The following is a 10,356-nucleotide window of genomic DNA, read 5'->3' on the forward strand; positions in this document are numbered from 1 at the left end:
GGGTTCTCGGGCCGACAAACGCCAACCACCACATGTATCGGATGTTCCGTTACCACGGAGACAGTTAGCGCTTGCTGCAGCCAAGCTCGCTTAAAGGGATTGAGCCGTGAGCCATGCAAGTGTCGGAGTAATCAGCGTTGCATCGAGGAACGGGACGGAACCCAATCGCGAGAGCGACATCTATAGTCGGCCAGCTCTCTTTTGACAATTCAGAGCCACCCGAGCTGACAGCGGGCCTGGACCAAAAATCGTGAAAACAACCCCATGCAAAGATAGAGTGGAGTAACGCCCTCCCCGCTTGCTGGTCGAAGCACCCGCCTCGGGCGGCGATCATTTCATCTCCGCCAGATACGCCTGGTAGGCCAGCCGGATACCGTCCTCGAGCGAGGTGCTGGCGCGCCAGCCCAGTTGAGCGAGGCGGCTGATGTCGAGCAGCTTGCGCGGCGTGCCGTCGGGTCTTGAGGTGTCGAAGCTGATCGCGCCAGTGTATCCGACGGTCGCCGCGACCACGCTCGCAAATTCGGCGATGGTGATGTCGACGCCGGTGCCGATGTTGACCATTTCCTCGCCGGAATAGGTCTTCATCAGATGCACGCAGGCATCGGCCATGTCGTCAACGTAGAGAAATTCCCGTCGCGGCGTGCCGGTGCCCCAGACCACCACGTCGTTCACGCCGGAAACCCTGGCTTCGTGAAACCGGCGGATCAGCGCGGCGACGACGTGGCTGTATTCCGGGTGGTAATTGTCGCCGCGCCCGTACAGATTGGTCGGCATCACATTGATGAAATCGGAGCCATACTGGCTGCGATAGGCCTCGACCATCTTGATGCCGGCGATCTTGGCGATGGCATAGGGTTCGTTGGTCGGCTCCAGTGGCCCGGTCAGCATCGAATCCTCGCGCAGCGGCTGCGGCGCCAGCCTCGGGTAGATGCAGGACGAGCCGAGAAACATCAGCTTCTCGGTGCCGTTGAGGTGCGCGGCATGGATCACATTGGCGGCGATGATGAGGTTGTCGTAGATGAATTCGGCGCGCAGCGTGTCGTTGGCGACGATGCCGCCGACCTTCGCCGCCGCCAGAAACACCGCTTGCGGGCGCGCCTTGGCGAACCAGCCGGCCACCGCGGCCTGATCGCGCAAATCGACCTCGCCGCGATTGACCGTCAGCAGCCGGACATCTTCGCGGCCGAGCCTGCGCACCAGCGCGGCGCCGACCATCCCGCCATGGCCGGCAACAAACACCGTCTTGCCCCTCAGCTCAAACGGAGCTGCTGCCATTGGCGACCTCCTGCCGCGCAATCGCGAGATCGCCCGCCACCATTTCGCTCACCAGCTGAGCGAACGTCGTCTTCGGCGTCCAGCCGAGCTTGTCGCGCGCCTTGCTGGCGTCGCCGATCAGCAGATCGACTTCGGTAGGACGGAAATAGGTCGGGTCGATGCGAACCACGATCTTGCCGGATTGGCGGTCGGCGCCGGTTTCGTCGACGCCCTTGCCGCGCCATTCGATGCCGCGGCCGACTTCAGCGAACGCCAGCTCGACGAATTCGCGCACCGAGCGCGCCTCGCCGGTCGCCAGCACGAAATCGTCGGGCTCTTCGGCCTGCAATATCCTGTGCATGCCCTCGACATAATCCCTGGCATGACCCCAGTCGCGTTTGGCCTCGAGATTGCCGAGATACAGCGTGTCTTCGAGACCGGTCTCGATACGGGCGACGCCGCGGGTGATCTTGCGGGTCACGAAGGTTTCGCCGCGCACCGGGCTCTCGTGATTGAACAGGATGCCGTTGGAGGCATACATGCCGTAGGCCTCGCGGTAGTTCACCGTGATCCAGTAGCCATACAGCTTGGCGACGCCATAGGGCGAGCGCGGATAGAATGGCGTGGTCTCCTTCTGCGGAACCTGCTGGACCAGGCCGTACAGTTCGGAGGTGGAGGCCTGATAGAACCGCGTCTCCTTCTCCATGCCGAGAATGCGGATAGCTTCGAGCAACCGCAAAACGCCGATCCCGTCGGCATTTGCGGTGTATTCCGGACTTTCGAAGCTGACGCCGACGTGACTCTGCGCCGCGAGATTGTAGATCTCGGTCGGCCGGATCTGCTGCATCAGCCGGATCAGGTTGGTCGAGTCCGTCATGTCGCCGTAGTGCAGCAGGAACGGAACGTTGCCGGTGTGCGGATCTTCGTAAAGGTGGTCGATGCGCGCGGTGTTGAACGAGGACGATCGCCGCTTGATGCCGTGCACAGTGTAGCCGAGACCGAGCAGATATTCGGCGAGATAGGAGCCATCCTGACCGGTGACGCCGGTGATCAGCGCAACGCGCCGGTTCGAATCCTGAATCGTCATCTTTTCTCCAACAACGCCGGGACTACCCAAGAGCAGCCGGGGCGACGACAAACCATCAAAACGTTGCGCTGGACCGGCCGGTGACTACGGTCCCATGGACGCAAGCCGGACGGCCAAACCCCTATCATGCCTCCCTTCAATCAGGCAAATGACGCGCCGGGCCAACACTACACCAGGATGGAAGCGCCTTGCAGGCCGACGATATGCCGCTCGGCGCACGCTTCATTCAGCGCTTCGTTGCCGCCGTTGACGCGAATTTGTTGATCGCCTGCGCGTTCCTGCTCAAGAGGTCCTTGTCTCTTCCGCCAAAGCATCCCGGCACGACGGGATTTATCCGGGAATTTGGAGAGTGTATTGGGACCTCGGCACCAGAATATTTGCTGAGCCCCTGCCGATCGACAACCTATTGAATAGAAGCGCCCGCGAGCGGAATATCCCGCTCGCCCGGCATGCGGCGAATACAGGGAAGGAATTCAACTTGCTGGAAAAAAAGAAACCTGGGCGTGCGGGCTCGGCCAAGGCCGAGCGGCGAGCCGACATGATGGAACAGATACTTGACGCCGCGGAGTTTCTGTTTTCGAGACACGGACTTTATGGAGTCACGTTGAAGGACGTCGCAGGACGCATCGGCGTGCATCATACGCTGATCAACTATTACTTCGAGGACAAGAAGAAGCTGTTTGATGCCGTGTTCGCTCGACGCGCTGTCATAACGAGCGAACGGCGCATGAGGTTGCTCGACGAGTACGACAGGGCAACCGGGGGCAAGCCTTCGGTCGAGGGAGCTCTCCGTGTGTTCCTGGACAGTGACCTCGATCTCTACATCGAGGGGGGCGAAAGCTGGAGGAGCTACGGCGCCCTCGGCGCGCAAGTCGCGAACACGCCTGAATGGGGCGCCGAATTGATGGACCGGCATTTTGATCCGGTGGTTTTGCGCCTGATCGGTCTCCTCAAGAAGGCGCTTCCGGATTGTGCGGAGCAGGACATCTATTGGGGCTATCACTTCGTAACCGGGGCACTGATGCTGACGCTTGCGCGGACCGGGCGCATCGATAAGCTCTCTGAAGGCCTGTGCAAATCGAGTGATTACGCTGCCGTCAAGGAGCGAATGGCGACGTTTATGGCGGCCGGATTTTTGGCCCTTTGCGCGCGTGGAAAAAGCGTGGCGAGCATCTGAAGGCCTTGCGCCTTCGAATTTCTTATGAGTATTATGTTCACTAACGAGTGAGCTAATATAATAGTTGAGCGGCGGGAGGATGGTGGATGATGCCGAGAGCCGTCGTGTGACTGTGCCGACCGGTCCCGTTGGCACAACATTAGAGAAATGCCGGCCCGACGATACGATGGCCGACCCATCGCGTTGGCTGAGATGGCCCGGGCGAAATCGTGCCGACCGAGCATGATCTCATTGCGTTGCGGGACCGGGTCGGCTAGCTCTCAACGGAATTTGTCAGGCCTGAAAAAGCCGGCTCGGCGTGCACTGGCGAGCGATGGGCTCGGGTCGAAACTGAAGAAGTAATCTCGAAAAACAAACGCGTACCGGAAAATACATTCCGGGCGCGAACGGGCGCCGTCATCTTCGGAAACGGTTCCCGTTCAGGGAGTGAACGGTTAGGTCCAATGCGGAGGAATTCCATGAGAAAGACACTTGCGAAGATACTGGCCACGACAGCCCTCGCGCTGTCCGTGCTCGGCGTGACCGCCGCGCCGTCGATGGCGCAGGAGACAGTCAAGATCGCCTATATCGACCCGTTGTCGGGCGGCGGCGCCAGCATCGGCGAAATCGGTCTGAAGACCTTCCAGTTCCTCGCCGAGGAGCTGAACGCCAAGGGCGGTATTCTCGGCAAGAAGGTCGAAATCGTGGCCTTCGACAACAAGACCAATCCGCAGGAAAGCCTGATCCAGGCCCAGAAAGCCATCGACCAGGGCATCCGGATCCTGACCCAGGGCAACGGTTCCTCGGTCGCCGGCGCGCTGACGGATTTCGTCACGAAATACAACGAGCGCAATCCCGGCAAGGAAGTTCTGTACTTCAACTATGCCGCGGTCGACCCGGTGCTCACCAACGAGAAGTGCAGCTTCTGGCATTTCCGCTGGGACGCCAATTCCGACATCAAAATGGAGGCGCTCACCAACTACATGAAGACCACGCCCGCCATCAAGAACGTCTATCTGATCAATCAGGATTACTCGTTCGGCCAGTCGGTCCGAACCACCGCCAAGGCCATGCTCGGCGCCAAGCGGCCGGACATCAAGATCGTCGGCGACGAACTCCATCCGCTGCTGAAAATCACCGATTTCGCGCCCTACATCGCCAAGATCAAGGCGTCGGGCGCCGACACCGTTGTGACCGGCAATTGGGGCCAGGATTTCGCGCTGCTGCTGAAAGCATCGGCGGACGCCGGATTGAAGGTGAACTGGTACACCTATTATGCCGGCGGCACCGGCGGCCCGACCGCTATCAAGCAGGCCAACCTGAACCATCAGGTTTTCCAGGTCGTCGAAGGCATCGCCAACCTCGACAACAAGCCGTCGCAGGAGTTCGAGAAGGCGCTCCGCGCCAAGTACGACTTCAGCCTGTTCTACCCCCGCGCCGTCAACCAGATGCGCATGCTGGCGGCAGCCGCCGACAAGGCCAAATCGATCGATCCGGTCAAGGTTGCGCTCGCGCTCGAAGGCATGGAATTTGACGTCTTCAGCGGCGGCAAGGGCAACATGCGCAAGGACGATCACCAGTTCTTCCAGCCGATCTACATCGCCTCGCTCGGCGAACGCACTGCAAAGGAACCGTTCGACGAGGAAAAGACCGGCTGGGGCTGGAAGCTCATCGCCAAGATCGAGACCGCCCAGACCATGCTGCCGACAACCTGCAAGATGGAACGGCCGAAGTAACCATTCACGCGTAACCCGTCCGCCCCGAACCTTTCGGGGCGGACGCGTCCTTTATTCCCCAGGCGGTGCGCCGTGCTTGAACTGATCGTGATGTCCACGTTGAACGGTGTGCTGTACGGCATGCTGTTGTTCTTGATGGCGAGCGGGCTCACCGTCATCTTCAGCATGCTCGGCGTGCTCAACTTCGCGCATGCCAGCTTCTACATGCTCGGCGCGTTTTTCGGATTCCAGATCAGCCGCTGGTTCGGATTCTGGCCCGCGCTGGTGATCGCACCGCTGCTGGCGGGTGCGATCGGCGCCGCCGTCGAGCGCTACGGCCTGCGCCGGGTCCACAAGAACGGCCATGTCGCCGAATTGCTGTTCACCTTCGGCCTGGCCTTTGCGATCGAGGAGGTCGTGCAGATCATCTGGGGCAAGAGCCCGGTGGACTTCCGCATACCGCCGGTGCTGGATTTTCCGGCGTTCACGATCTTCTCCACCAACTACCCCGCCTACAAGATGTTCATGCTGCTGGTCTCGATCGTGATCTTCGCGGCGCTGCTGATCACGCTCAAGAAGACCCGGATCGGCCTTATCGTGCAGGCCGCGCTGACCCATCCGCACATGGTTGGCCATCTCGGCCATAACGTCGGACGCATCTTCATGCTGGTGTTCGGTGTCGGCACCGCGCTCGCCGCCGTCGCCGGCGTCATCGCCGGTCCCGCGCTGGTGACGCAGGCGAACATGGCCGGATTGCTGGGACCGATCCTGTTCGTGGTGGTGGTGGTCGGCGGACTGGGCTCGCTGCCCGGCGCGTTCGTCGCCTCGCTGCTGATCGGCCTGGTGCAGACCTTTGCGGTATCGATGAACGGCTCACTGTCCGGCGCCTTCGGCCCGCTCAGTCCCGATTATGCGGCGACCTGGCTCGCCGATATCTGGAACGTGACGATTGCCCAGATCGCGCCGATCATGCCCTACGTATTGCTCGTCCTGATCCTGATCTTCCGCCCCATGGGCCTGCTCGGGACGCGCGAGACATGACCGAGACAACATCGAGCGTGGCACCTCCCGCTCCGGCAGCCGCCGAAAAACTGAAATTCTACGGATTGTGGATCGGGGCCGCTGTCGTTCTGCTGCTGCTGCCGAAGCTGTTCAGTTCCGGCGGATCGCTGACCACCTTCAGCCTGATCGGCATCTCGATCATCTTTTCGCTGTCCTACAACATCCTGCTGGGCCAGACCGGCATGCTGTCGTTCGGACACGCGGTGTATTACGGCCTCGGCGGCTTCCTGGTAATCCACGCCATCAACATCATCGGCGCCAACAAGCTGCCAATCCCGCTGCCGCTGGTGCCGCTGATCGGCGGGCTGACCGGATTGTTTTTCGCGATGCTGCTCGGCTGGGTTTCGACACAGCGCAGCGGAACGGCGTTCGCGATGATCTCCCTCGGCGTTGCCGAACTGGTCGCTTCGTCGGCGCTGATCCTGCGCACTTTCTTCGGCGGCGAAGCCGGCATCTCCGCCAACCGCACCAAGGTGTTCCGGCTGTTCGAATGGAGTTTTGGGCCGCAGATCCAGATCTATTATCTGGTGGCGGGGTGGACGCTGCTGGCCGTCATCGCCATGTACGCCCTCACCCGCACGCCGCTGGGGCGGATGTGCAATGCGGTGCGCGACAATCCCGAGCGGGTGCAGTTCGTCGGCTACGATCCGCATGTCGTCCGTTATATTGCGTTCTGCTTTGCCGGTTTCTTTGCCGGCATCGCGGGCGCTCTCGCGGCCATTAATTTCGAGATTGCCAATTCGGCCTATCTCGGCGCCGTGCAGTCGGGAAGCGTGCTGTTCGCCACCTATATCGGCGGAGTCGGGTTCTTCATCGGCCCGATCGTGGGCGCGATTTTCGTCACATTCCTTTCACTCGGCCTCAGCGATCTGACGCAGGTATGGCAGCTTTATTTCGGGCTGATCTTCATCGCCGTGGTTGTGTTCGCGCCGGGCGGCATCACCGGCCTGTTGATGATGCACCGCCCGCTGTTGAAGGCCGGCACGTTCGGCAGAGTGCTGCCGAGCTATCTGATCGCCTTCGTACCGACGCTCGCCATGCTCATCGGTCTGATCCTCGCGACCGAAATAATCGTGTTTCACGCCGTCCATTCCGGCGACGATTCCAACATCAAGGCGTTTGGCGTGCCCTTCGACGCGGCGAACCGGTATCTCTGGGCGATGTCGGCAATCCTGCTGATCGGCGGCTATTTTGTGGCGCGCAGGACCTGGACGATGGTCGGCCATGCCTGGGACGAGGCCACCAGCGGCGCACGCGAGAAGGGAGCGGTCGCATGAGTACCGCCATCGAACTGCGCGGCGTCGAGAAGAACTTCGGCATCACCTCGGTGATCCGCAATGTCAGCCTGACGGTGGCGCAGGGTGAGCGCCACGCCCTGATCGGGCCGAACGGCGCCGGCAAGTCCACACTGTTCAACCTGATCAGCGGCTACATGGTGCCGTCGACCGGCAGCATCCTGCTGCGCGACGAGGTGGTGTCGGGCCTGCCGCCCTACCAGATCAACCGGCGCGGACTGTCGCGCAGCTTCCAGGTCACCAACGTCTTCGCCAATATGAGCGTGTGGGAAAACCTGCGCTGCGCCGTGCTGTGGGCCGCTGGTTACCGCTACACGTTCTGGAAGAACATCGACAATCTGCCGGAAGTGCGCGAGCGAACCGCCCGGATCCTCAGCGACATCAACCTGACGGCCCGGCGCGACGTGCCTGCCGGTCTTCTGACCTATGCCGAACAGCGCGCGCTCGAGATCGGCATCACGGTGGCCGGCGGCGCCAACGTCATCCTGCTGGATGAGCCGACCGCCGGCATGAGCCACGCCGAAACCGAACGCGCGGTCGAGCTTATCCGCCGCCTGACGGAAGGCTGCACCCTGCTGATCGTCGAGCACGACATGAGCGTGGTGTTCGGCCTCGCCGATCGCATTTCGGTGCTGGTGTATGGCCAGATCATCGCCTCGGGCACACCGGAGGAGATTCGCGGCAATCCGAAGGTCCGGGAAGCCTATCTTGGTGAGGAGGCCGCCTGATGCTGGAGGTCAGCGACCTGCACGCCTATTACGGCAAGAGCCACATCCTGCAGGGCGTCGATATGCGCATCGATGCCGGCGAGGTCGTCAGCCTGCTCGGCCGCAACGGGGTAGGCCGCTCCACCACCGTCAAGGCCATCATGGGCGAAGTGCCGCCGCAGGGCTCGATCAGGTTCAAGGGCACCGATATCGCGGGCCTGCCGAGCTACCGGATCGCGCATCTCGGCCTCGGCTACGTGCCCGAGCATCGCGACATCTTTCCCGGCCTGACGGTGCGGCAGAATCTGATGCTCGGCATCAAGGATACCAGGCGCGCCGGCAAGTGGCGTCTGGAAGACATGCTGGAGATGTTTCCCAACCTCGCCGCCCGCGCCGATACGGCCGCCGGCGTGCTGTCGGGCGGCGAGAAACAGATGTTGACGATTTGCCGGACGCTGATGGGCGATCCCGAACTCGTCATGATCGACGAACCGACCGAGGGACTGGCGCCCATCATCGTGCAGCAGGTCGGCGATCTCCTCGCCGAGATTGCCCGCCGCGGCGTCGCCATCCTGCTGGTGGAGCAGAAACTCTCGATCGCGATGCGGATTTCGCATCGGGTCTACGTGATGGGCCACGGCCGCATCGTGTTCGAGGGCACGCCGGCCGAACTGAAGGCCAACGATGCCATCCGCAAGGAATGGCTGGAAGTCTGACCTGAACCGGTTTCGGATGTGGAGGCGACGAGGCTCGTGCGATGTCTCGTGCCATGCAACGGGATAGCTACTCCCCGTAGCGGCGCAATCGCTCCAGGTCGACGATGGTGACGCCGCCATATTCGAGCCGCAGCAGTCCCTGGCTCTCCAGCCGCTTCAGGCACTGATTGGCGTTCTGCCTGCTCATGCCGGACAGCGCCCCGATTTCCTCCTGCGTGATCTCCAGATGCAGCGTGAGGTCCGGATAGAGAATGGGATTGAACAGCGAGGCGATCGACCGCGCCAGCCGCGCGGTGGCGTCCAGCGTCCGGCCATATTCCAGCAGCCCGATGAACTGGCCGAGACGTTCGTTGAGCTGCCGGACCAGGAAGCGGTTGAATCCGACGCTGTTCTCGAACAGCCAGAAGAAGGTGCTGCGGTCCATCATCGCCAGACGGGTATCGCGCAACGCCACCACGTCGTAACGCCGTGGTTCCTTCTTCAGCACGGACCCTTCGCCAAACCATGCGCCGGCGGTCAGGCCGGCGAAACTGGCCGCCTTGCCACCCCGGGACACGATGCCCATGCGGGCAAGACCGGTGACCACGCCGGTCCAGTAGTCGAACTCATCGCCGCGCATGAAAATGAACTCATTGGCACGGTATGATTTTTCCACGATGCCGGCGCGCGCGATCTCGGTCTCCCGCTCATTCAACTCGCGCGACCAGGCCGCGATGCGCTTCAGGTAATCCGCTGCAATCATGAACCGCCGAACCATCCCCCGAGGCGTCCGCACTCTCATGCTGCGCCGCAACAACAATTTCAAGCCGCCGCCGCGCCTTTTCCTTGAAAGGCCGTTGGCGTAATTTGCCTGGAGATTGTCAGGCACAAGACATTTCAAAGTACCGCTTTACCCTATTGAGGGCCATCTCTTAGCGCGGCTCTTGAATCCTGGGGAGACCCAGGACCAAAGGGAGACCGGGTGCGGCGTTACCGCACGATGGTGGATGCGCCTGCCACGCGATGTGGAACAGGGCATCGCCGGTTGGAATGGCCTACCCGCCACGGCCCATGTATGATCGGCTCGGTCAGAGCAAGACAGATAAAGAGCGCGTCAAGCGCCTTATCTCGGAGGGACGAGTGGATTACGCTTTGGAAGTGCGCGGGGTTTCACTGCGCTTCGGTGGCGTTCGCGCGCTCACCGAGGTCAGTTTTGGCGTGAACGATGGCGAGCTGTTCTCGATCATCGGCCCCAACGGCGCCGGCAAGACCTCGATCGTCAACTGCATTTCGGGCCGCTACAAGCCGACCGAAGGCCGGCTGTTCTATCGCGGGCAGGACATCACCGCCCTCAATCCGAATGCACGGCCGCGACTCGGCATCGG

The 10,356-nt window shown here is 61.8% G+C and carries 10 protein-coding genes; 7 read left to right on the plus strand and 3 right to left on the minus strand.

Annotation, left to right across the window (positions count from 1 at the left end; translation table 11 throughout):
• Positions 1–330: 330 nt before the first annotated feature.
• Both Q8R73_RS00265 and gmd read right to left on the minus strand, forming a co-directional pair.
• Positions 331–1,275 carry a GDP-L-fucose synthase gene (locus Q8R73_RS00265; protein WP_305717547.1) on the minus strand — a complete coding sequence of 315 codons (945 nt, stop codon included), beginning with the start codon at positions 1,273–1,275 and terminating at the stop codon, positions 331–333.
• Positions 1,256–2,341 carry a GDP-mannose 4,6-dehydratase gene (gene gmd, locus Q8R73_RS00270; protein WP_305717548.1) on the minus strand — a complete coding sequence of 362 codons (1,086 nt, stop codon included), beginning with the start codon at positions 2,339–2,341 and terminating at the stop codon, positions 1,256–1,258. Before gmd ends, Q8R73_RS00265 begins: the two co-directional genes overlap by 20 nt.
• Positions 2,342–2,690: 349 nt before the next feature.
• Between gmd and Q8R73_RS00275 the strand changes: the two genes are divergently transcribed.
• The 6 genes from Q8R73_RS00275 (at position 2,691) to Q8R73_RS00300 (ending at position 8,992) form a co-directional block, all read left to right on the plus strand.
• Entirely contained in the window at positions 2,691–3,518 is an 828-nt protein-coding gene (locus Q8R73_RS00275) for a TetR/AcrR family transcriptional regulator (protein ID WP_305717549.1), read from the plus strand.
• Between the two features lie 458 nt (positions 3,519–3,976).
• On the plus strand, positions 3,977–5,233 hold the full coding sequence (locus Q8R73_RS00280; protein WP_305717550.1) for a branched-chain amino acid ABC transporter substrate-binding protein: 1,257 nt from the start codon (positions 3,977–3,979) through the stop codon (positions 5,231–5,233).
• 72 nt (positions 5,234–5,305) lie between these two features.
• Positions 5,306–6,253, plus strand: coding sequence for a branched-chain amino acid ABC transporter permease (locus Q8R73_RS00285; protein ID WP_305717551.1), 948 nt, complete (start codon positions 5,306–5,308; stop codon positions 6,251–6,253).
• Entirely contained in the window at positions 6,250–7,551 is a 1,302-nt protein-coding gene (locus tag Q8R73_RS00290) for a branched-chain amino acid ABC transporter permease (RefSeq protein WP_305717552.1), read from the plus strand. Before Q8R73_RS00285 ends, Q8R73_RS00290 begins: the two co-directional genes overlap by 4 nt.
• The gene (locus Q8R73_RS00295; protein WP_305717553.1) at positions 7,548–8,297 is read left to right on the plus strand and encodes an ABC transporter ATP-binding protein; all 750 of its coding nucleotides are present in this window, start codon (positions 7,548–7,550) and stop codon (positions 8,295–8,297) included. Before Q8R73_RS00290 ends, Q8R73_RS00295 begins: the two co-directional genes overlap by 4 nt.
• Positions 8,297–8,992, plus strand: coding sequence for an ABC transporter ATP-binding protein (locus Q8R73_RS00300; RefSeq protein WP_305717554.1), 696 nt, complete (start codon positions 8,297–8,299; stop codon positions 8,990–8,992). The genes Q8R73_RS00295 and Q8R73_RS00300 overlap by 1 nt, the downstream gene beginning before the upstream one ends.
• Positions 8,993–9,059: 67 nt before the next feature.
• Here Q8R73_RS00300 and Q8R73_RS00305 read toward each other — a convergent pair whose 3' ends face one another.
• On the minus strand, positions 9,060–9,734 hold the full coding sequence (locus tag Q8R73_RS00305) for a Crp/Fnr family transcriptional regulator (protein ID WP_305717555.1): 675 nt from the start codon (positions 9,732–9,734) through the stop codon (positions 9,060–9,062).
• A 377-nt stretch (positions 9,735–10,111) separates the two neighbouring features.
• Between Q8R73_RS00305 and Q8R73_RS00310 the strand changes: the two genes are divergently transcribed.
• Positions 10,112–10,356 (plus strand): ATP-binding cassette domain-containing protein (locus tag Q8R73_RS00310; RefSeq protein ID WP_305717556.1); only part of this gene is annotated, 245 nt, incomplete at its 3' end.

Origin of the sequence: Bradyrhizobium sp., from assembly GCF_030697065.1 — a bacterium.
Taxonomy (GTDB): domain Bacteria; phylum Pseudomonadota; class Alphaproteobacteria; order Rhizobiales; family Xanthobacteraceae; genus Bradyrhizobium.

Bases quoted from the DNA above. Each gene is read 5' to 3' on its own strand.
- Q8R73_RS00265 (WP_305717547.1), bottom strand. From the start codon at position 1,275: ATGGCAGCAGCTCCGTTTGAGCTGAGGGGCAAGACGGTGTTTGTTGCC.
- gmd (WP_305717548.1), bottom strand. From the start codon at position 2,341: ATGACGATTCAGGATTCGAACCGGCGCGTTGCGCTGATCACCGGCGTC.
- Q8R73_RS00280 (WP_305717550.1), top strand. From the start codon at position 3,977: ATGAGAAAGACACTTGCGAAGATACTGGCCACGACAGCCCTCGCGCTG.
- Q8R73_RS00290 (WP_305717552.1), top strand. From the start codon at position 6,250: ATGACCGAGACAACATCGAGCGTGGCACCTCCCGCTCCGGCAGCCGCC.
- Q8R73_RS00295 (WP_305717553.1), top strand. From the start codon at position 7,548: ATGAGTACCGCCATCGAACTGCGCGGCGTCGAGAAGAACTTCGGCATC.
- Q8R73_RS00300 (WP_305717554.1), top strand. From the start codon at position 8,297: ATGCTGGAGGTCAGCGACCTGCACGCCTATTACGGCAAGAGCCACATC.
- Q8R73_RS00305 (WP_305717555.1), bottom strand. From the start codon at position 9,734: ATGATTGCAGCGGATTACCTGAAGCGCATCGCGGCCTGGTCGCGCGAG.